General features: G+C 71.4%; 17 protein-coding genes and 1 pseudogene. 3 read left to right on the top strand and 15 right to left on the bottom strand.

Annotated features, from left to right (window positions below; genetic code table 11):
• Positions 1-160: 160 nt before the first annotated feature.
• The 3 genes from LRS07_RS00270 to LRS07_RS00280 all read right to left on the bottom strand — a co-directional run bounded on the left by LRS07_RS00270 (position 161) and on the right by LRS07_RS00280 (position 3,990).
• On the bottom strand, positions 161-2,134 hold the full coding sequence (locus LRS07_RS00270) for a TRAP transporter large permease (protein ID WP_260500055.1): 1,974 nt from the start codon (positions 2,132-2,134) through the stop codon (positions 161-163).
• 2 nt (positions 2,135-2,136) lie between these two features.
• Positions 2,137-2,757 carry a TRAP transporter small permease subunit gene (locus tag LRS07_RS00275; RefSeq protein ID WP_260500056.1) on the bottom strand — a complete coding sequence of 207 codons (621 nt, stop codon included), beginning with the start codon at positions 2,755-2,757 and terminating at the stop codon, positions 2,137-2,139.
• A gap of 105 nt (positions 2,758-2,862) precedes the next feature.
• Entirely contained in the window at positions 2,863-3,990 is a 1,128-nt protein-coding gene (locus LRS07_RS00280) for a TRAP transporter substrate-binding protein (RefSeq protein ID WP_260500057.1), read from the bottom strand.
• Between the two features lie 219 nt (positions 3,991-4,209).
• Between LRS07_RS00280 and LRS07_RS00285 the strand changes: the two genes are divergently transcribed.
• A complete protein-coding gene (locus LRS07_RS00285) occupies positions 4,210-5,220 on the top strand; it encodes a Bug family tripartite tricarboxylate transporter substrate binding protein (RefSeq protein WP_260500058.1) in 1,011 nt (336 codons plus the stop codon).
• Positions 5,221-5,250: 30 nt separating this feature from the next.
• On the opposite strand, the gene LRS07_RS00290 is transcribed toward LRS07_RS00285, so the two are convergent.
• The 5 genes from LRS07_RS00290 to can all read right to left on the bottom strand — a co-directional run bounded on the left by LRS07_RS00290 (position 5,251) and on the right by can (position 9,624).
• Positions 5,251-5,916, bottom strand: coding sequence for an SDR family oxidoreductase (locus tag LRS07_RS00290; protein ID WP_260500059.1), 666 nt, complete (start codon positions 5,914-5,916; stop codon positions 5,251-5,253).
• A gap of 22 nt (positions 5,917-5,938) precedes the next feature.
• On the bottom strand, positions 5,939-6,394 hold the full coding sequence (locus LRS07_RS00295; RefSeq protein ID WP_260500060.1) for a MaoC family dehydratase: 456 nt from the start codon (positions 6,392-6,394) through the stop codon (positions 5,939-5,941).
• 260 nt (positions 6,395-6,654) lie between these two features.
• Positions 6,655-7,128, bottom strand: coding sequence for a hypothetical protein (locus LRS07_RS00300; protein ID WP_260500061.1), 474 nt, complete (start codon positions 7,126-7,128; stop codon positions 6,655-6,657).
• A gap of 10 nt (positions 7,129-7,138) precedes the next feature.
• Positions 7,139-8,956 carry a bifunctional isocitrate dehydrogenase kinase/phosphatase gene (aceK, locus tag LRS07_RS00305; protein ID WP_260500062.1) on the bottom strand — a complete coding sequence of 606 codons (1,818 nt, stop codon included), beginning with the start codon at positions 8,954-8,956 and terminating at the stop codon, positions 7,139-7,141.
• Between the two features lie 8 nt (positions 8,957-8,964).
• Positions 8,965-9,624, bottom strand: a complete 660-nt coding sequence (can, locus tag LRS07_RS00310; protein WP_260500063.1) for a carbonate dehydratase — start codon at positions 9,622-9,624, stop codon at positions 8,965-8,967.
• Between the two features lie 104 nt (positions 9,625-9,728).
• Between can and LRS07_RS00315 the strand changes: the two genes are divergently transcribed.
• Positions 9,729-10,829, top strand: a complete 1,101-nt coding sequence (locus LRS07_RS00315) for an MBL fold metallo-hydrolase (protein WP_260500064.1) — start codon at positions 9,729-9,731, stop codon at positions 10,827-10,829.
• 19 nt (positions 10,830-10,848) lie between these two features.
• On the opposite strand, the gene LRS07_RS00320 is transcribed toward LRS07_RS00315, so the two are convergent.
• From LRS07_RS00320 to LRS07_RS00350, 7 genes and pseudogenes are all read right to left on the bottom strand, one after another.
• Positions 10,849-11,742, bottom strand: coding sequence for a M48 family metallopeptidase (locus LRS07_RS00320; protein ID WP_260500065.1), 894 nt, complete (start codon positions 11,740-11,742; stop codon positions 10,849-10,851).
• Between the two features lie 38 nt (positions 11,743-11,780).
• Positions 11,781-12,563 (bottom strand): lysophospholipid acyltransferase family protein, encoded by a 783-nt coding sequence (locus LRS07_RS00325; RefSeq protein WP_409450583.1) that lies wholly within the window; start codon positions 12,561-12,563, stop codon positions 11,781-11,783.
• On the bottom strand, positions 12,560-13,171 hold the full coding sequence (gene gmhB / locus LRS07_RS00330) for a D-glycero-beta-D-manno-heptose 1,7-bisphosphate 7-phosphatase (RefSeq protein ID WP_260500066.1): 612 nt from the start codon (positions 13,169-13,171) through the stop codon (positions 12,560-12,562). Before gmhB ends, LRS07_RS00325 begins: the two co-directional genes overlap by 4 nt.
• A gap of 13 nt (positions 13,172-13,184) precedes the next feature.
• Positions 13,185-15,338 carry a glycine--tRNA ligase subunit beta gene (glyS, locus tag LRS07_RS00335; protein ID WP_260501993.1) on the bottom strand — a complete coding sequence of 718 codons (2,154 nt, stop codon included), beginning with the start codon at positions 15,336-15,338 and terminating at the stop codon, positions 13,185-13,187.
• A 5-nt stretch (positions 15,339-15,343) separates the two neighbouring features.
• Positions 15,344-16,266, bottom strand: a pseudogene (gene glyQ / locus LRS07_RS00340) (glycine--tRNA ligase subunit alpha).
• 64 nt (positions 16,267-16,330) lie between these two features.
• Positions 16,331-17,878: an apolipoprotein N-acyltransferase gene (lnt, locus tag LRS07_RS00345; RefSeq protein WP_260500067.1), complete on the bottom strand. Its 1,548-nt coding sequence runs from the start codon at positions 17,876-17,878 to the stop codon at positions 16,331-16,333.
• A gap of 58 nt (positions 17,879-17,936) precedes the next feature.
• Complete coding sequence (locus tag LRS07_RS00350) at positions 17,937-18,824, bottom strand: CorC family transporter (protein WP_260500068.1); 888 nt, start codon at positions 18,822-18,824, stop codon at positions 17,937-17,939.
• A 146-nt stretch (positions 18,825-18,970) separates the two neighbouring features.
• Here LRS07_RS00350 and LRS07_RS00355 point away from each other — a divergent pair, with 146 nt between their 5' ends.
• Positions 18,971-20,026: a CobW family GTP-binding protein gene (locus LRS07_RS00355; RefSeq protein WP_260500069.1), complete on the top strand. Its 1,056-nt coding sequence runs from the start codon at positions 18,971-18,973 to the stop codon at positions 20,024-20,026.
• Positions 20,027-20,088: the final 62 nt, after the last annotated feature.

Genomic DNA, 20,088 nt, shown 5'->3' on the forward strand with positions numbered 1-20,088 from the left:
CTGGCCGCGGCGACATCGCGGTGGCCCACCGCGGCGAGGTGCACGGCGTGCACAACCCCGGACCTGAGCCCCTCGTCTTCGTCTCGGTGGTGTGCCCCGCCCAGTCCGGCTACCAGCCGGTGGACGCCGGCTGAGACCGGCGTCCACATCCCTCACCTGGTCACTTGTAGAGCACCTGCGGCAGCCAGAGCCCGATCTCGGGGAAGACGTAGAGCAGCACGATGGCCAGGACCTGGATGCCCATGAAGGGCAGCATGCCGCCGAAGATCTGGTTCAGCGTCACGTGCGGCGGGCTCACCCCCTTGAGGTAGAAGGCCGCCATCGCCACCGGCGGACTCAGGAAGGCCGTCTGCAGGTTCAACGCCACCAGCAGACCGAAGAACAACGGGTCGACGCCGAAGTTGTCCAGCAGCGGGATGAAGATGGGCATGAAGATCACGATGATCTCGGTCCACTCCAGCGGCCAGCCGAGCACGAAGATGATGACCTGGCTCAAGATCAGGAACTCGGTCTTCGACAGGTTCATGCCGAGCACCCAGCGCTCGACCAGTTCCTGCCCGCCCAGCAGCGCGAAGGCCGCCGAGAAGATGGCCGAGCCGACGAACAGCCAGCACACCATGGCCGAGGTCTTGGCGGTGAGGAACACCGATTCCTTGACCACGCTGAAGGTCAGCTGCCGGTAGGCGATGGCGAGCAGGAAGCCGCCGAGCGCACCGACGGCCGCCGCTTCCGTCGGGGTGGCCAGTCCGAAGACGATGGAGCCGAGCACCGCCAGGATGAGCACGAGCAGCGGGAAGAACGAGGTCAGCAGCATCTTGAAGACCTCGAGCCGGTTGAAGCTGAGCAGCGCGTAGTACGCCACCAGCGCCAGTGCGCCCGCCGCCAGGCCGACCCAGTAGCCGGTGGGGGCGGGACGGGCCTCGCCGGGTGTCGTGGCAGCGGCCGGTGCCGGCACCGAGGTGGCCGCGCCGCCTGCGGATGCCGCAGCGGCGGCCGGTGCCTCGCCCTGCGCGGGCGGCTCGGTCACGCCGCCTTCGGCCCGCGGCTCGGCGAGGCCGCCCTCGGCCGGTGGCTCGCTCAGGCCACCCTCGGCGGCCGCGGCCTCGGGCTCCGCCAGTCCGCCACCACTCTCGTCGCGTGAGGACCCGCTGGCGCCAATTTCCTCCATGCCGCCGGTGTCCACCGCCACCACCGGGGCGGTGACCGCGCGGTACGACATCAGCGCCACCACCACGAAGAGCAGCAGCGGCAGCAGCGCGATGAACAGCTCCTTGAGCAGGAAGCCGGTGGGCACCGCCTGGTTGCGCCGTCCCTTCAGCGCGGACAGCAGCGCGGGCACGGCGCGCCTGACGCCGTCGGCCGACAGCTGGCGGGTGGGCGCCGACAGCGGGACCTGCCGGCCTTCGGCCGACAGCGGCGGTGCCCAGTCGGGCCGCAGCTTGGCGACGATGATCACGTAGAGGATGTACAGCCCGGCCAGCATGATCCCGGGGAAGAACGCGCCGGCGTACAGCTGCACCACCGACACCCCGGCCGTGGCGCCGTAGACGATCAGCAGCACCGACGGCGGGATGAGGATGCCCAGGCAGCCGCCGGCCGTGATGGCGCCGGCCGACAGCGGCACGCTGTAGCCGCCCTTGAGCATCTGCGGCAGCGCCAGCAGGCCCATCAGCGTGACCACCGCACCGACGATGCCGGTGGCGGTGGCGAACACCGCGCAGGTCACCAGCGTGGCCACCGCCAGCGCGCCGGGGACCCGGGCCAGCGCCAGGTGCAGGCTGCGGAACAGCTTCTCGATCAGGTTGGCCCGCTCGACCAGGTAGCCCATGAAGACGAACAGCGGGATGGAGATGAGCACGTCGTTGCCCATCACCTTGAAGGCCGACTGCACCATCAGGTCCAGCGTGCGGGTGCCGTCCCGGTCGTAGGCCAGCCAGGTGAAGATCATGCCCATGCCCATCAGCGTGAACGCCGTGGGGAAGCCCAGCATGATGGCCACCACCACCAGCGACAGCATGAGCAGGCCGATGTGGCCGTTGGTGATCGGGTCGGCCGCGAGCAGCATGCCGACGGCGCCGACGCCGATGATGGCCATCAGCGTGAAGCCGAACCAGAGTTCCTTGCGCAGCTTCATGGTCAGGCTCCTTCCTGGCGCTGGGCGGGCGGGATCACCGCGCCGTCGTGGCCAGCCGGGGGCGCCTTGACCATCTCGCGCAGCTTGTCGACGTCCACCTCCTCGACGTCCTGCTCACGCGACGGCCATTCGCCGTCGCGCAGGCAGAGGCAGCAGCGCACGATCTCCACCAGGCCCTGCAGCAGCAACAGCGCCCCGGCCAGCGGGATGATGAACTTGAAGGGGTACAGCGGCAGCGGGTCGGCGTTGAAGGTCTGCTCGCGGATGGCCAGCGCGTCCTGGAAGAAGGACCAGCCGGCCCAGGTCAGCGCCACGATGCCCGGCAGGAAGAACAGCAGGTACAGCACCAGGTCGATGGTGGCCTGGGTGCGCGGGCGGAAGAAGCCGTAGAGCACGTCGCCGCGCACGTGGCCGTTCTTGCTCAGGGTGTAGGCACCGGCCATCATGAAGAGCGCGCCGTACAGCATGATCTGGGCATCCAGCACCCAGGCGTGGGGCTTGTTCAGCACGTAGCGGGAGAACACCTCCCACGAGATCAGCAGCGTGAGCGCGACCGCCGCCCACGCGAACAGCTTGCCGAACCAGGTGGACAGCCGGTCCACCGACAACAGCACTTGTTGCATCCGCCCCTCCAGGCGCAAAAACTCGGGACTCATTCAACACGAAGGGCGCCGTGGTTGACGGCGCCCTTCGCTGTCCGCCGGACGGCGGTCCGGCGGGTCACAGGCTCAAGCCTTCTTCGCGGCCTTCGGGCCGAAGTAGTGGTCGTAGGCCATGCGGAAATTGACGTAGTAGTCGTTCTGCCACTGGCCGGCGCGGCGCGCGAACTCGCGCTGCGAGTCGAGCACCTTCTTGAACTGCGGGTTCTCGGCGCCCTTCTTCTCCACCGTCTTGTCCCAGGCGGCCAGCTGCGCACGCAGCACCGAGTCCGGCGTCTTGTAGAACTTGACGCCGGCCTTCTTCAGCTCCTGGTAGTCGGCCGAGTTGCGCTCGATGGCCTTCCAGCTCATGTCGGCGGAGGCCGCCTGCACCGCGTAGTCGATGATGGACTTCAGCTCCTGCGGCAGCGCGCTGTACTTGCCGCGGTTGAACAGGATCTCGAACTGCTCGGTGCTCTGGTGGAAGCTCTGCAGCATGCAGTTCTTCACCACGTCGGGGAAGCCGAGCACGCGGTCGGAGCTGGCGTTGTTGAACTCCGCCGCGTCGATCAGGCCGCGGTCCAGCGCCGGCACGATCTCGCCGCCGGGCAGCGGGTTCACCGCGGCGCCCAGCTCGGTGAACACGTCCACCGCCAGGCCCACCGTGCGGTACTTCAGGCCCTTCATGTCCTCCGCCTTGGCGATCGGCTTCTTGAACCAGCCCAGCGGCTGCGTGGGCATCGGGCCGTAGAGGAAGGACACCACCTCCATGTTGAGGCTCTTGTAGATCTCCTCCAGCATGGCCTTGCCGCCACCGTAGTAGTGCCAGGCCAGCAGCATGTTGGGGTCCATGCCGTAACCCGGGCCGGAGCCCCACAGCGCCAGCGCCGAGTTCTTGCCGTAGTGGTACGCCACCACGCCGTGGCCGCCATCCAGCGTGCCCTTGTTGACCGCATCGAGCAGCTGGAAGGCCGGCACCACCGCGCCGGCCGGCAGCACCTCGATCTTCAGCCGGCCGCCGGCCATGTCGTTGACCTTCTTGGCGAAGTCGTTGGCGTACTCGTGGAAGATGTCCTTGGCCGGCCAGGTGCTCTGGAAGCGCAGCGAGGTGGTCTGTGCCTGCGAGATGGCGGGCGTGGCGAGCGCGCCCGCCCCGACGGCGGCCCCGGCCGCGGTCTTCTTCAGGAAACGGCGGCGGGGGGCGGGATGGGTGGTCATGCGGTCGGTCTCCTTCAGCGGGATGTGTGGCCGCCTTGTGTGCAGAGCGGGCGGCTTGGGATGTTCATTGCAAGCGGCATCGTATGCAGAGCATCCGTACCCTCATCGTGCGGTAAACCCGATCAGCAGAAGCCCCATCGCGGAACGCGGCAGAAGCGGGCAGCCGTGGCAAGCTGCGGTGTGGCGGCCCTCCGGCAGCCTTGTCCATCCGCTCGCACGATGCCCGACTCCCAGACCCCATCCCTGCGCCGGCGCCTGCTCCAAGGCGCCGCACTGGCCCCGCTGACCGGTGCCGCTTCGCTGATGTCACCCGCCGCGGTGCGCGCCCAGGGGAGCTTCCCCAGCCGCCCGCTGCACTGGGTGGTCCCGTTCCCGGCGGGGGGCGGGTCCGACTTCATCGCCCGCCAGCTGTCGCCGCTGATGGCGCGCCAGCTCGGCCAGCCCATCGTGGTGGAGAACCGGCCCGGCGCCGCCGGCATCATCGGCACCGAGCAGGCGGCGCGGGCGGCGCCGGACGGCCACACGCTGCTCAACGGCGACAACGGCGCCATGATCTTCCACGCCGCCATGTACCGGAAACTGCCCTACGACCCGCGCGATTTCGCGCCCGTCGGCTTCATGGCGCGCTTCCCGCTCATCCTGGCGGTGCACCCCGGCAGCGGCTTCGACAGTGCCCGCCAGCTGCTGCAGACGCTGAGGCGCGAACCCGGCCGCCACAGCTACGCCTCGCCGGGCATCGGCAGCCCGCACCACCTGGCGATGGAGCTGCTGAAGGACCGCACCCGCAGCTACGTGGTGCACGTGCCGTACCGCGGCACGGCCTTCGCGCTGCAGGACGTGGTCGCCGGCCAGCTGCCGATCACCGTGGTGGACACCGCCGGCGGGCTGGCGCAGATCCGCGCCGGCCGCCTGCGCCCGCTGGCGGTGATGCAGCGGCGCCGCATTCCCCAGCTGCCGGACGTGCCGACGCTGGACGAGCTGGGCATCGACGGGTTCGAGGCCACCGCCTGGCAGGCGCTGTTCGTGCCGCGCGGCACGCCGGCGGAGGTGGTGCAGCGCCTGTCGAGCGAACTGCAGCGGGCGCTGCAGTCGCCCGAGCTGCGGCCGCGGCTGGAGGAGTTCGGGCTCGAGGTCGCCCCGTCGGATGCGCGGCAGCTGGCCGACTTCCTCGAGCGCGAGACGCCGTTCTGGCACCGCCTCATCCGCGAACGGCGGCTGAGCGCGGAGTGAGCCGCCGCGGCGGCCCCGCCGCCGCCGCACTCACCAGGCGATCTCGCGGCCGTCGTGGTTGAGGAAGCGGCCGTTGTGCGCCGGCGTCAGCGCGGCGACCTGCCGCCGCAGGTCGGCCACGCTGTCCTGCACCGACAGCGGCGCCTGGTCGCCGCCCATGTCGGTGCGCACCCAGCCCGGGTGCAGCGCCACGCAGATCGCGCGGCCCTGCCAGGCCAGCGCCGCGTCCTTCAGCACCGAGTTGACGGCCGCCTTCGACGCCCGGTAGAGCGAATGGCCGGGGCCGCTGCGCTCGCCGATCGAACCCATCAGGGAGGACAGCACCGCCACCTTCGCCTGCGGCGCCAGCGCGTCCTGCAACTGGGGCAGCACGCGCATCGGACCGAGCACGTTGGTGCGCATGACGGCGTCGAAGTCGCGTTCCGACGGCGGCTGCAGCGGCGGCAGGCGCGGCCCGGACACGCCGGCCACCAGCCACACCTCGTCGAAGCGCCGGCCGTCCAGCCGCCAGCCGAGGCCGGCGGCGCTGGCCGCATCGGCCACGTCGAGCAGGAAGGCCTCGGCGCCCTGCCGGGCCAGCGCCTGCACCCCATCCTCGCTGCGGGCGGTGGCGGTCACGGCGGCACCGGCGGCCAGCGACTGCCGCACCAGTTCGGCCCCGATGCCGCGCGAGGCACCGACGATGAGCACGTCCATCTGCGTTCCCTGTCTGGTGCGTTCAAGCGGCCAGCTTGACCAGGATGGTGCCGCGCGCCACCACGCTGGGCGGCGCATGGCGCACGCCGGCGGTGCCGTCGAGCTGGCCGAGCATGCCGCCGAGCTTCGGGTGCCACTGGGCGGCCGACACGGTCCACGCCAGCTCGATGTCCTGGTCGGCGAACACCGGGTGCTTGAAGGCGAAGTTGAAGTTCAGGCAGAGCATCTCGCGCGGCACCCCGTCGTCGTCGCGGGAGAAATGGCTGGCGAGCTGGCCCATCATCAGCGCGGCGGTCTGCTGGCCGCTGGCGATGATCTCGCCGAAGCGGGCGCGCTCGGCCGCACGCGAGTCGGTGTGCAGCGGGTTGCGGTCGCCGGTCAGCTCGGCGAAGCGGGCGATGTCCTCGCGGCTATAGCGCACCGTGCGGCAGACGCGCTCCCCGGGCTGGATCAGTCGTTCCCTGACGGCGGTGTCCATGGTCAGCCGGCCCCTTCCTCGACGGCGGCCCGGCCGGCGCAGCATGCCGGACCGAACGCTACGCGCCGGAGCAATGGCGGTTCCTGGCGGCACGCCGGGGCCTCGGCCCCGCGGGGCAGATCGTTCACTTCGTTTTCTCCCTCTGGCAGCACGTTGGGGGCGACGCCGCCCCGGCCATTGCTGCATTGCGCAAGATTACAGAACTTGCGGCCGGACGGCGCCCCCACGGGTGGGAGGAAACGCGGCCGGTGTTTCAACCGTCACGGCGTGCGCTCCTCCTGGGCCAGGCGCAGGATGTGGCGCTGGAACGCCGGGTCCTCGCCCCGCAGCAGCAGCGGCAGCGCGTTGTAGAAGTCGTCGCGGCGGCACCACTCGCGCATGAAGTCGTCCCAGGAGTTCCAGCGCCGCTGCTCGGTGGGCCCCATGTCCTCCTTCCAGGCGACGAGGAAGGCCCGCTCGAAGAGCGCGATCAGCATGTCGAAGATGATCAGCCGCCGCTCGTTCTGTTCGGCGGTGGGCTCGGCCAGCGGGGCGTGGGTGCGCAGTTGCAGGTCGGCGTTGGCCAGCACCACCTTGAGGAAGTCGTTGTACGCGTCCGACAGGTGCTGGTAGGCCTCCTCCTCCTCGTTCTCGCGCTCCTTGCGCTGCTCCAGCCAGAAGACGACCACCGCATAGGGCAGCGCGACCACCGTGACCACGTAGCTGGCCAGCTCCATCGCCTCGACGAGCCCCATGGCCGCCCCCTTACGCCACCGCCTCGCCGTCATGGCCGGCAGGCGCCTCCACCGACGCCGCGCCCCGCTCGGCGCTGAGCCGGCGCGACGGGTCGTAGGGGAAGACGTCGTGCACATGGCCGGCGCGGATGCGCTCCTGGTGCGCCTGCCAGAACGCCGCGTCCAGCAGGTCGGCGTGGTGCTTCAGGAACACGTCGCGCACGCTGGCGTGGCCGAGCAGGAACGGGCCGAAGGTCTCGGGGAAGACGTCGCGCGGGCCGACGGGGTACCAGACCTCGCCCGACATCTCGGTCTCCTCGTCGGGCGCCGGCGGCACGCGACGGAAGTGGCAGTCGGTCAGGTACTCGATCTCGTCGTAGTCGTAGAACACCACCTTGCCGTTGCGCGTGACGCCGAAGTTCTTCCACAGCATGTCGCCGGGGAAGATGTTGGCCCGCACCAGGTCCTTGATGGCGTTGCCGTACTCGACCACCGCGCGCTCGGCCTGCTCGGGCGTGGCCTCCTGCAGGTAGATGTTCAGCGGCACCATGCGGCGCTCGATGTAGAGGTGGCGGATGATCAGTTCGTCGCCTTCCTCCTCCAGCAGGCTGGGGCAGAAGTGCTTGAGCTCGGCCACCAGTTCCTCGTCGAAGCGGTGGCGCGGGAAGGCCACGTTGCTGTACTCCAGCGTGTCGGCCATGCGGCCCACCCGGTCGTGGCGCTTGACCAGCAGGTACTTCGACTTGATCTGCTCGCGGGTGGTGTCCTTCTGCGGCGGGTAGAAGTCCTTGATCACCTTGAAGACGAAGGGGAAGGACGGCAGGTCGAACACCAGCATCACCATGCCCTTGATGCCCGGCGCGATGCGGAACAGGTCGCTGGAATGGCGCAGGTGGTAGAGGAAGTCGCGGTAGAAGAGGTTCTTGCCCTGCTTGTGCAGGCCGAGCGCCGAGTAGATCTCCGAGCGCGGCTTGTGCCGCATCAGCGAGCGCAGGAACTGCACGTACGCGGCCGGGATGGCCATGTCCACCATGAAGTAGGCGCGGGCGAAGCTGAAGAGGGCCTGCAGGTCGTTCTCGCCGAAGAGGGCCGCGTCGATGACCAGCGGCCCCACCCCCGACTCGCCCTTGTGCAGCAGCGGCAGGGCGAAGGGCAGCTCGTCGAAGCCGTTGACGATCTTGCCCACCACGTAGGCGCCCTTGTTGCGGAAGAACAGGCTGGCCAGCACCTGCACCTGGAAGTTGGTGCGCAGCCGCGGTTCGCCCAGCCGGCGCTGCAGCGCCTGCAGCACCTGCGCCACGTCGCGATCGAGGTCCTCGAAGGGCACCGCGAGCTGGAAGTTGGTGACGATGCGCACGAAGGTCTCGTGCAGCGTCTCGCGGGTCGGGTAGTAGGCGCGGTAGGTGGGCTGCGAGGCCGGCTCGTCGTTCTCGATGTACTCGGTGGACACCGCCGGCCGCACGAAGAGGAACTGGTTGCGGAAGTAGCTTCGGTGCAGCACCTTGGTGGTCACCGAGTTGAAGAAGGTCTCGGCCAGCTCCGGCTGCTGGTGGTCGATGAGCAGGCCGATGTAGTGCAGCTTGACCTGCTGCCAGACCTCGGCCGTCAGCTCCCCGATGGAGAACTCCTGCTGCAGCCGCTCGGCGCCCTCGTCGACCCGCTGGTCGTAGAAGGCGATGCGCAGCACCTGGGCGCGCTGCTGGCCGTGCCAGTCGGCGGCCTCGAAGCGGGCCTTGGCCTCGGCGCTGGTCTCGCGGAACAGCCGGTAGTGGCGATCGAAGCCCTCCAGCATGGCCACGGCGATGCGCCGGGCCCGCGGGTCGTTCAGCTCATGGGCGAAGTCGGCCACGGCGCGGCTCAGGGTGCGTAGCGCTGCCGCAGCGCCGCCAACGCCCGCTCGTAGGCCGGCTGCACCGCGTCCGTGCCGTCCACCGTCATCGACAGGTCCTTGAGCAGGCCGTTGTGCAGGCCGTAGACCCAGCCGTGCACCACCACCTCCTGGCCGCGCTGCCAGGCGTCGCGCACGACCGTGGTGTGGCACACGTTCAGCGCCTGCTCCAGCACGTTCAGCTCGACCAGCGCGTCCACGCGGCGCGCCTCGGCCACCGTCTGCAGGAAGCCGAGGTGGTGGTTGCGCACGTCCTGCACATGGCGCAGCCAGTTGTCGACCAGGCCGTTGCGCTGGTCGAAGAGCGCGGCGCGCACGCCGCCGCAGTTGGAATGGCCGACCACGATGATGTGGCGCACCTTCAGCGCGTCGACCGCGAACTGGATGACCGACAGCGCGTTGAGGTCCGAATGCGCCACCACGTTGGCCACGTTGCGGTGCACGAACAGCTCGCCGGGCAGCAGGTTGACCAGCTCGTTGGCCGGCACCCGGCTGTCGGCGCAGCCGATCCACAGGTACTGCGGCGTCTGCTGCTGCAGCAGGCGGCTGAAGAAGCCCGGCGTGCGCCGCTCGATGTCGGCCGCCCAGGCGCGGTTGCTGTCGAAGAGTTCCTGCAGTTCGAGGCTCATGCCAGGGCGGCGTGCGGGGTTTCCATCCGGCCCAGTTTAAGCACCGCCGCGCGGGTTGACGCCCAGCGGACAGCGCCGCCGGCGCCCCGTGGCTAGACTGGCCCATGGCCAATGCCCTCGAAGACCGCATCCGCTACCCCCTGGGCGACCGCCTGCCAGAGCCCGGCGGCGTGCTGGAGGTGGCGCCCGGCGTGCGCTGGCTGCGCCAGGGCCTGCCCTTCGCGCTCGACCACGTCAACTGCTGGCTGCTGCGCGACGAACTGGACGGCCGCGCCGGCTGGACGGTGGTCGACTGCGGCGCCGACCTGCCCGCCGCCCGCGCGGCCTGGGACCAGGTCGTCGAGCGGTCGCTGGACGGCCTGCCGCTGCTGCGCGTCGTCGTCACCCACCTGCACCCGGACCACCTCGGCCTGGCGCACAGGCTGTGCGAGCGCTTCGGCCGCGAGGGCGGGCCGCTGCGGCTGTGGATGAGCGCCACCGACTTCGCCCAGGCGACGCTGGCCGTGGGCGCCGACCAGGCGGCCCGGGGCGAGACGGCCGCCCGCTTCGCCGCCAGCCATGGCCTCGCCGGCGACGCGGCGCTGGAGGGCGTGCGCCGCTGGTCGCGCGGCTTCCGCCAACTGGTGCCGGCGGTGCCGTCGCAGTTCCGGCGGCTGCAGGACGGCCAGCGGCTGGCCATCGGCGGGCAGCCGTGGCAGGCGATCGCGGGGTACGGCCATGCGCCCGAGCACATCGCCCTGCACGCGCCCGCGTCGGCGCTGCTGATCGCCGGCGACATGGTGCTGCCGCGCATCTCGACCAACGTGGCGGTGCACGACAACGAACCGGAGGCCGACCCGCTGGCGCTGTACCTCGCCTCGCTGCAGGGACTGCGCGCGCTGCCCGCCGACACCCTGGTGCTGCCGTCGCACGGCAAGCCCTTCGGCGGGCGCGACAGCGCGGGCGGCGCCGGCGGCCTGCACGAGCGCATCGACCAGCTGCTGGCCCACCACGAGGAGCGGCTGGCCGAGACGCTGGACGCCTGCCAGGCCCGGCCCTGCAGCGCCGCCGACATCGTGCCGGTGATGTTCCCCCGGGCGCTGGACCCGCACCAGCTCAGCTTTGCGCTCGGCGAGGCGCTGGCGCACCTGCACACCCTGTGGCACCGCGGCCGGCTGCGGCGCACGCGGGGGACCGACGGGGTGTGGCGCTTCGCCTCGGCATGACCGCCGGGGCCATGGCCCGTCAGTCGAACACCGGCAGCACGTCCTCGCGCAGCGCGCCGCGGCGCTGTTCGTAATCGGGCAGCACCGAACGCACCACCTCCCAGAAGGCCGGGCTGTGGTTCATCTCCTTCAGGTGCGCCAGTTCGTGGGCGACGACGTAGTCGATGACCGGCAGCGCGAAGTGGATGAGCCGCCAGTTGAGGCGGATCGAGCCGTCGGCACTGGCGCTGCCCCAGCGGGTCTGGGCGGAACTGAGCGCCAGCCGCCGCACGCGCACGCCCAGCCGCTGCGCGAACTCGCGGCAGCGCTCCTCGAAGACCCTTCGCGCCTGCCGCTGCAGCCAGCTCTGCACCGCGTCGCGGATCTGCGCGGCGGCCGCGTCGTGCGGCAGCGCCAGGTGCAGCGTCAGCCGCGGCACGCCGGGCAGTGCGGTGGCGTCGGTGTTGAGCAGCGCGCCGCCGAGGGCGGTGCCGGCGCGCGGGTCGAGCACCACGATCACCGTCTCGCCGAGGAAGGGCAGGTGCGTGCCGTCGCGCCAGTCGATGCGCGCGGCCTCCAGCCGCTGGAGGCGCTCGCGCTGCTCCTGCAGCTTGCGCAGGATCCACCCGGCCTTGGCCTGCAGCGCCTGCTCGACCTCGGCGATGGGCACCCAGCGCGGCGCGCTGACCGACAGCCCCTCGGCGCTGACGACGAAGCCGATGCTGCGGCGCCGGGCGCGGCGGAAGGCGTAGCCGACGCGGTGCCCCTGCAGCAGCACGTGCCGCTCGGCCAGGGGATGGCCGAAGGCCGGCGGCGCGGCCGGCGCGGCCGGGGCGGTGGCCGGCGTCGGCGCGACGGGTGCCGAAGCCGGCGCCGGCACGCCCTCGTCGAACAGGGCGAGTTGGGCGAGGGGCCGGGGCGGACTCGACGGCATCGGCGCGGATTCTAGGAAATGCCGGCCGGCCGGGGCGTTCAGGCCGGCGAGACGTCGCGGCCGCGCGCCGCGTCGTCGGCGCGCGCATAGGCCTCGGGGTCGAGGCGGCGCATCTCGGCCTCGATCCAGCCCTCGACCTCGGCCATCACCGCCTCCGGCGAGCGGCCGGCGGTGAGCACCGGCGGTCCGATCGACAGGTCGACCACGCCCGGCCGCTTGATGAACGCGTTGCGCGGCCAGCAGCGGGCGGAGGCGACGGCGATGGGCACCACCGGCGCGCCGGCGTCGATGGCCAGCCGGGCCGCGCCGCTCTTGTAGGTGCCCTGCCCGCCGCGGGCGGTGCGGGTGCCCTCCGGGAACATGATCACCCACAGCCCGTCGGCCATGAACTGGCGGCCCTGGCGCGCCACCTTGGCCCAGGCCCGCTGCCGCTGGCTGCGGTCGATGTGCACCATGTCCAGCCGCGCCATCGCCCAGCCGAAGAAGGGCACGTACAGCAGCTCGCGCTTGAAGACATAGGCCAGCGGCCGCGGCATCAGCACCGGAAAGGCCAGCGTCTCCCAGGCCGACTGGTGCTTGGGCGTGAGTACCGCCGGCCCGTCGGGCAGGTGCTCGCGGCCCTGCAGCCGCCAGCGGACGCCGCAGATCCAGCGCGCGCCCTGCACCGCCAGCCACAGCCAGCCGACGCACATCCAGTACAGCGGCTTGCCGCGCACGAAGATCGACACCAGCAGCACCGCGATGGCATACGGCACCACGGTGGCCGCCAGCCACAGCAGGTACAGCAGCGACCGCAGGAAGAGCACTGGCGTGCTGGTCACCCTTTCGCCCCCGCCGCCGCCTTCGCCCGCTTCTCCCGCTCCAGCCAATGGGCGGCGAAGGCCGCCAGGTCGGCGTGCACCACCGTGCCCGGCACCTGCGCCGCCAGCGCCTGCACCTCGTCGTCGGTCAGCCGGGCCGACTTGCCGGTGCGCACCAGGTGCGGCTCGCAGCCCACCGCCGCGCCGGCCTGCAGGTCGCGCAGCGAATCGCCGACCACCGGCACGCCCTTCATGTCGACGCCGAAGCGCTCGCCGATCTGGCGGAACAGCCCGGGCAGCGGCTTGCGGCAGTCGCAGCCGTCGTCGGGCACGTGCGGGCAGAAGAACACCGCGTCGATGCGGCCGCCCTCGCGCGTCAACAGCTGGTTGAGCTTGGCCTGCACCGCGTTCATCGTCGCCATGTCGAACAGGCCACGGCCCAGGCCCGACTGGTTGGTCGCCAGCACCACGTGCCAGCCGGCGTGGTTCAGCTGGGCCACCGCCTGCAGCGCGCCGGGCAGCGGCACCCATTCGTCGGCCGACTTGATGAAGTCGTCGCGGTCCTCGTTGAGCGTGCCGTCGCGGTCGAGCACGACCAGCTTCATCGCCTGTTCGGAGTGGCGGGCCATGGGCGGCGCTCTTTCAGGCGGCGAGCCGCGACAGGTCGGCCACGCGGTTCATCGCCGCATGCAACTGCGCGAGCAGTGCCAGCCGGTTGGCGCGCAGGTCCACGTCCTCGGCGTTGACCATCACGCCGTCGAAGAAGGCGTCGACCGGGCCCTTCAACGCCGCCAGCGCCTGCAGCGAGCCGGCGTAGTCGCCGCCCTCGATGGCACGGTCGGCCCGCGGGCGCACCTCGGCCAGCGCGGCGGCCAGCGCCTGCTCGGCGGGTTCGACCAGGCGCTGGGGTTCCACGGTGGGCGGCACGTCCGCCGTGTCCGACTTGCGCAGGATGTTGCCCACCCGCTTGTTGGCCGCGGCCAGCGCGGCGGCCTCGGGCAGCGCGGCGAAGGCGCGCACGGCGGCCAGGCGCTTCGGCACCTCGCCGAGACGCCGGCCCTTCAGCGCCAGCACCGCGTCCACCTCCTGCGCGGAGTAACCCTGCTCGCGCAGCAGGTTGGCCAGGCGGTCGTCGAAGAAGGCCAGCAGCGGCCCGCTCACCGACGCCTCGGCCAGCGTGTCGCCGAAGGCGGCCTGCGCGCCGGTGATCAGTTCGTCCAGCGCCAGCGGCAGGTTCTTCTCGACCAGGATGCGGATGACGCCCAGCGCATGGCGGCGCAGCGCGTACGGGTCCTTGTCGCCGCTGGGCAGCTGGCCGATGCCGAACAGGCCGACCAGCGTCTCCAGCTTGTCGGCCAGCGCCAGCACGGTGCCGGTGTGGTTGCGCGGCAGCGCGTCGCCGGCGAAGCGCGGCTTGTAGTGGTCCTCGATGGCGATGGCGACGCCGTCGCGCAGGCCCTCGTGGCGGGCGTAGTAGCCGCCCATCACGCCCTGCAGCTCAGGGAACTCGCCCACCATGTCGGTCAGCAGGTCCGCCTTGGCCAGCAGCGCCGCCTCGCGCACCTTGCTGTCCAGCACCTCGAACTCGTCCTTGGCGTCCACCGTGTAGGGGACCGTGGCCAGCCGCAGCTGGTTGACGATGGCGTGGCCGATGGCCTGCACCCGCCGCGCCCGCTCGCCCTGGCTGCCCAGCTTGCCGTGGTAGACCACCCGGTCCAGGCCCGGCACCCGCGAGGCCAGTGTCTTCCTGCGGTCCTGGTCGAAGAAGAACTTGGCGTCGGCCAGGCGCGGGCGTACCACCCGTTCGTTGCCGCCGACGACCGCACTCGGGTCGTCGGGCCGGATGTTGCTGACGATGAGGAAGCGCTCGGTGAGCTTGCCCGCCGAATCCACCAGCGGGAAGTACTTCTGGTTGGCCTTCATCGTCAGGATGAGGCATTCCTGGGGCACCTCGAGGAAGGCCTTGTCGAAACGCGCCAGCAGCACGTTCGGCCGCTCGACCAGCGCGGTGACCTCGTCGAGCAGCGCGTCGTCGTCGATGGGCTTCAAGCCCTCCTTGGCCGCCGCGGCGTCGAGCTGGCGGCGGATCTCCGCCCGGCGTTTGTCGAAGCTGGCGATGACGGCGCCCTCTTCCCGCAGTTGCTCCGCATAGGTGTCGGCGTCGCGCAGCGGGATCGTCTCGGCCTTGGCCTCGAAGCGGTGGCCCTGGGTGACGCGGTCGGCCGTCAGCCCCAGCGCCTGCACCCGCACCACGTCGGCGCCGTGCAGCGCCACCAGCCGGTGCGCCGGCCGCACGAAGTGCACGCTGGTCCAGCCGTCGGCCAGCTGGTACTGCATGAGCTTGGGGATGGGCAGCCTGGCCAGCGCCTCGTCCAGCGCCGCCTGCAGGCCTTCGGCCAGGGTGGCACCGGGCACCGTGGTGTCGAGGAACAGCGCCTCGGCCTTGCCGTCCGGGCGGCGCTGCAGGTGCGGCACGGCCGACGCGTCGGCGCCGAGCGCGGCCAGCTTCTTCAGCAGCGCGGGCGTGGGCTGGCCCTGGGCGTCGAGCGCCACGGCCACCGGCATCAGCTTCTGCGACAGCGGCCGGTCGGCGGCGCGGGCCGCCACGTCGGTGACGTGCACCGCCAGCCGGCGCGGCGAGGCGTAGGCCGTCACCCGTGCGCCGTCGGCCGCCAATTGCTGCGCCTTCAGGGCGGCGAACAGGCCCTGGGCGAACGCCTCGCCCAGCTTCTTCAGCGCCTTCGGCGGCAGCTCCTCGACGAAGAGCTCGACGAGCAGGTTCTTCGGGTCCGTCATCTCGCTCACGCCGCCTTCTTCTGCTGTTCCAACTGGGCCAGCACTTCGGCGCTCCAGTCCTTCGGCGCCATCGGGAAGCCCAGCCGCGCCCGGCTGTCCAGGTAGCTCTGCGCCACCGCCCGCGCCAGGTTGCGGATGCGGCCGATGTAGGCCGCCCGCTCGGTGACGCTGATCGCGCCGCGGGCGTCGAGCAGGTTGAAGGTGTGCGCCGCCTTGAGCACCTGCTCGTAGGCCGGCAGCGCCAGCTGCTGCGCCATCAGGTGCTTGGCCTGCTTCTCGTGCGCGCCGAAGGCACCGAGCAGGAAGTCCACGTCGCTGTGCTCGAAGTTGTAGGCCGACTGCTCCTTCTCGTTCTGCAGGTAGACGTCGCCGTAGCTCAGCGAGTCGGTCCACTTCAGGTCGTAGACGTTGTCCACCCCTGCAGGTACATGGCCAGTCGCTCCAGGCCGTAGGTGATCTCGCCGGTGATGGGCTTGCAGTCGATGCCGCCCACCTGCTGGAAGTAGGTGAACTGCGTGACCTCCATGCCGTTGAGCCAGACCTCCCAGCCCAGGCCCCAGGCGCCAAGCGTCGGGTTCTCCCAATCGTCCTCGACGAAGCGGATGTCGTTCTTCTTCAGGTCGAAGCCCAGCGCCTGCAGCGAGCCGAGGTACAGCTCGAGGATGTTCGCCGGCGCGGGCTTGAGCACCACCTGGTACTGGTAGTAGTGCTGCAGGCGGTTCGGGTTCTCGCCGTAGCGGCCGTCCTTGGGGCGGCGGCTGGGCTGGACGTAGGCCGCCTTCCACGGCTCGGGGCCGAGGGCGCGCAGGAAGGTGGCGGTGTGGCTGGTGCCGGCGCCCACCTCCATGTCGTAGGGCTGCAGCAGCGCGCAGCCCTGCGCGTCCCAGTAGGACTGCAGGCGCAGGATGATTTGCTGGAAGGTCAGCATCGGAGCGAGGGAACGGTGCAGGACCGGCCCGGTGAGGTGCAGCCGGCGGGCGAAGCGCCGGATTCTAGGGTGGGGCCCCGGCCGCCACCCCGCCCGCACCCCGGCGCGATCCCGCCGCGCCGAGCCCCACCAGCGCCAGCGCCAGCGCGGCCAGCGGCCACAGGCCGAAGCGGCCGGCCCAGCGGGCGAAGGGCGTGAGGCCCTCCCGGCCCTCGACCTCGGCGCGCAGCGCGCCGCGGGCGGTGGTCGGCAGCAGCGCCTGCACCCGGCCCTGGTGGTCGATGACGGCGGTGGCGCCGGTGTTGGTCGCGCGCAGCATCGGCCGCTGCAGCTCCAGTGTGCGCAGCCGCGAGATCTGCAGGTGCTGGTCGATGGCCACCGTGTCGCCGAACCAGCCGATGTTGCTCAGGTTCACCAGCACCGTGGGCGCGCGCGCCGGGTCGGCGGCGAAGCCGGCGGCCAGCTCCTCGCCGAACAGGTCCTCGTAGCAGATGTTGGGCGCCAGCCGCTGGCCCAGCGCATCGAAGGTGGGCTGGGCCAGGCCACCGCGGTCGAAGTCGCCGAGCGGGATGTTCATCAGCTCGGTGAACCAGCGGAAGCCACGCGGGATGAACTCGCCGAAGGGCACCAGGTGGTGCTTGTCATAGCGGTACGGGGCCTGCCCGCCGACCAGCCCGGCCACCGAGTTGGTGTAGCCGCCGACCTCGTCGCCCAGCGGCAGGCCGACCAGGGCGGCCCGGCCGGGCGGCGTGAAGGCGGTGAGCACCGCCGCCCACCAGCCCGGCGGCACGTCCACCGGCAGCAACGGCACCGCGGTCTCCGGCGCCACCACCAGCCCGTCCGGCGCCGACTGCAGCGCCTCGGCCAGCCAGGCCAGCACGTCGGGCAGGCGGTCCGCGCGGAACTTCTCGTCCTGCGGCACCTGGGTCTGCAGCAGGGTGACCGGCAGCCGTCCGGCGGCGGTGGTGAAGTCCTGCCGCGCCAGCGGAGCGGCGGCCAGCAGCACGGCGGCGGCGAGCCCCCCGGCCAGCGCCGGCCGCCAGGCCCGTCGGCGCAGCGCGGCCACGGCCAGGCCGACCAGCGCCGCCGCCAGCGCCGCCACCAGCCCCATGCCGTAGACGCCCACCCACGGTGCCAGCGCCGACAGCGGGCCGTCGACGTGGGCGTACCCGGCCGCCCCCCAGGGGAAGCCGGTGAACAGGACGCCGCGGGCCAGCTCGGCCAGCGTCCACAGCCCGGCGGCGAGCAGCGCCGGCGCCAGCACGCCGCGGCCGTCGCCGCGCCAGCGCACGAAGGCCGCGGCGGCCAGCGCCAGGTACAGCGACAGCGCCATCGACAGCAGCGCCACCGCCAGCACCGCCAGCGGCGCCGGCAGCCCGCCGTAGACGTGCATGCTGATGAACAGCCACCAGACGCTGCCGGCCAGCCAGGCGGTGCCGAAGAGCAGGCCCAGCAGCGCCGCGGCCGGCGGCCGGCGGTCGGGCAGCAGCGCCCAGAACAGCGCCGCGCTGCCCACCTGCAGCGCCCAGTTCGGCTCGGGAGCGAGCGCCGCCGCCTGGCCGAGGCCGGCGAACAGCGCCAGCAGCCCGCGGACGGCGGCGGCGCGGATCACCGGACGACCCCGCGCCCGAAGCGCTCAGGGCCTCGCTCGTGGGAACGGCCCGGCGCGCTCAGGCGTCCGCCCCGGCGGGCAGCCGGGCGACCCGGAACCAGCGCACCGCGCCGCCGCGGGTCAGCATCACCGAAAAGCGCAGGCCGGCCAGTTCGGCGGTCTCGCCGCGGCGCGGCACGTGGCCCAGCTGGTGGGCGATGAAACCGCCGATGGTGTCGAACTCGTCCTCCGGCAGCTCGACGCCGAAGGCCTGGTTGACCGCCTCGATGCTGGCGTCGCCGGCCACCCGCAGGCTGCCGTCGGCCAGGCTGACGATGCCGGCCTCGTCGGGTTCGCGGTCGTCGAACTCGTCCTCGATCTCGCCGACGATCTCCTCCAGCACGTCCTCGATGGTGATGAGGCCGGCGGTGTTGCCGAACTCGTCGATGACGATGGCCAGGTGGTTGCGGTTGGAGCGGAAGTCGCGCAGCAGCTCGTTCAGGCCCTTGGACTCGGGCACGAACACCGCCGGGCGCAGCAGGGTGCGCAGGTTGAGCTCGGGCGCGCGCTGCAGCTTGAGCAGGTCCTTCGCCATCAGGATGCCGATGACGTTGTCGCGCCGGTCCTCGAACACCGGGAACCGCGAGTGGCCGGTGTCGATCACCGTGGCCAGCAGCTCGTCGTAGGGCGCGTCGATGTCCAGCAGGTCCATGCGCGGGGCGGCCACCATGGCGTCGCCGGCGGTCAGGTCCGCCATGCGCAGCACGCCTTCGAGCATCGCCCGCGACTCCGGCCCGATGAGCTCGCGGTGCTCGGCCTCCGCCAGCGACTCGATCAGCTCGTCCTTGGAGTCCGGCCCCGGGGAGATGAACTCCACCAGCCGGTCGAACAGGGAGCGCCGTTCGGCCGCCACCGGCAATCGGCCGGGGGGCCGCCGCGGCGCGGCGGAAGGTCGGGGTTCGGGCATCTGGCGATGCGGCAGCTGCGATGCCCGGGAGCTTAACGCAGCGGCGTGACGCCCCCGCCGGCGGTCGTCAACCCCTGCCGGCGACGGCGGAACCGCCGAAGGCCGACAATCGCCGGTTTCGTCGTCTTTCCAGGGCAGCAAGCACCATGGCCACAGGTCTGATTCCCGCCACCATCCTCACCGGCTTCCTCGGCAGCGGCAAGACGACGCTGCTCAAGCGCGTGCTGACCGAGCACCACGGCCACAAGATCGCCGTGGTGGAGAACGAGTTCGGCGAGGAGAACATCGACAACGACATCCTCGTCGCCGACACCGAGGAGCAGATCATCCAGCTGTCCAACGGCTGCGTCTGCTGCACCATCCGCGAGGACCTGCGCACCACCCTGTCCGACCTGGCGGCCAAGCGCCGCAAGGGCGAGCTGACGTTCGACCGGGTGGTCATCGAGACCACCGGCCTGGCCGACCCCGGCCCCGTCGCCCAGACCTTCTTCATGGACGACGAGATCGCCGAGAGCTACCAGCTCGACTCCATCCTGACGCTGGTCGACGCGGTGCACGCCAAGCAGCAGCTCGACACCCGGGAGGAGGCACAGCGCCAGGTGGGCTTTGCCGACCGGCTGTTCATCAGCAAGACCGACCTCGCCGACCCGGCGCAGGTCGACGCCCTGGTGCACCGGCTGAAGCACATGAACCCCCGGGCACCGCAGAAGCGGGTGCACTTCGGCGAGGTGCCGATCGCCGAGGTGTTCGACATCAAGGGCTTCAACCTCAACGCCAAGCTGGACATCGACCCCGATTTCCTGAAGGCGGACGACGGGCACGACCACCACCACCATGGTCACGACCACGACCACGACCATGAGCATGGCGAGCACTGCGACCACCCGCACCACCACCACCACGACGACGACGTCAAGAGCTTCGTCTTCCGGTCGGACAAGGCCTTCCACCCGGCCAAGCTGGAGGAATTCCTCGGCTCCATCGTGCAGGTCTACGGGCCGAAGATGCTGCGCTACAAGGGCGTGCTGTGGATGAAGGGCACCGACCGCAAGGTGGTGTTCCAGGGCGTGCACCAGCTGATGGGCAGCGACCTGGGGCCGAAATGGATGCCGGGCGAGAAGAAGCAGAGCAAGATGGTGTTCATCGGCCTGGACCTGCCGCGGGACGTCCTCGAACAGGGCCTGGCGCAGTGTCTGGTGTGACGCCCCGTGTGAAGGGTCACGCCGGCGTTCCGCCCTCGGCCAACGGCATGGCTATACTCCGC

Source organism: Aquabacterium sp. J223 (assembly GCF_024666615.1).
Taxonomy (GTDB): Bacteria; Pseudomonadota; Gammaproteobacteria; order Burkholderiales; family Burkholderiaceae_C; genus J223.

Coding starts and splice junctions, on each gene's coding strand:
- LRS07_RS00270 (WP_260500055.1), bottom strand. CDS start 2,134: ATGAAGCTGCGCAAGGAACTCTGGTTCGGCTTCACGCTGATGGCCATC.
- LRS07_RS00275 (WP_260500056.1), bottom strand. CDS start 2,757: ATGCAACAAGTGCTGTTGTCGGTGGACCGGCTGTCCACCTGGTTCGGC.
- LRS07_RS00280 (WP_260500057.1), bottom strand. CDS start 3,990: ATGACCACCCATCCCGCCCCCCGCCGCCGTTTCCTGAAGAAGACCGCG.
- LRS07_RS00285 (WP_260500058.1), top strand. CDS start 4,210: ATGCCCGACTCCCAGACCCCATCCCTGCGCCGGCGCCTGCTCCAAGGC.
- LRS07_RS00290 (WP_260500059.1), bottom strand. CDS start 5,916: ATGGACGTGCTCATCGTCGGTGCCTCGCGCGGCATCGGGGCCGAACTG.
- LRS07_RS00295 (WP_260500060.1), bottom strand. CDS start 6,394: ATGGACACCGCCGTCAGGGAACGACTGATCCAGCCCGGGGAGCGCGTC.
- LRS07_RS00300 (WP_260500061.1), bottom strand. CDS start 7,128: ATGGGGCTCGTCGAGGCGATGGAGCTGGCCAGCTACGTGGTCACGGTG.
- can (WP_260500063.1), bottom strand. CDS start 9,624: ATGAGCCTCGAACTGCAGGAACTCTTCGACAGCAACCGCGCCTGGGCG.
- LRS07_RS00315 (WP_260500064.1), top strand. CDS start 9,729: ATGGCCAATGCCCTCGAAGACCGCATCCGCTACCCCCTGGGCGACCGC.
- LRS07_RS00320 (WP_260500065.1), bottom strand. CDS start 11,742: ATGCCGTCGAGTCCGCCCCGGCCCCTCGCCCAACTCGCCCTGTTCGAC.
- gmhB (WP_260500066.1), bottom strand. CDS start 13,171: ATGGCCCGCCACTCCGAACAGGCGATGAAGCTGGTCGTGCTCGACCGC.
- glyS (WP_260501993.1), bottom strand. CDS start 15,338: ATGACGGACCCGAAGAACCTGCTCGTCGAGCTCTTCGTCGAGGAGCTG.
- LRS07_RS00350 (WP_260500068.1), bottom strand. CDS start 18,824: ATGCCCGAACCCCGACCTTCCGCCGCGCCGCGGCGGCCCCCCGGCCGA.
- LRS07_RS00355 (WP_260500069.1), top strand. CDS start 18,971: ATGGCCACAGGTCTGATTCCCGCCACCATCCTCACCGGCTTCCTCGGC.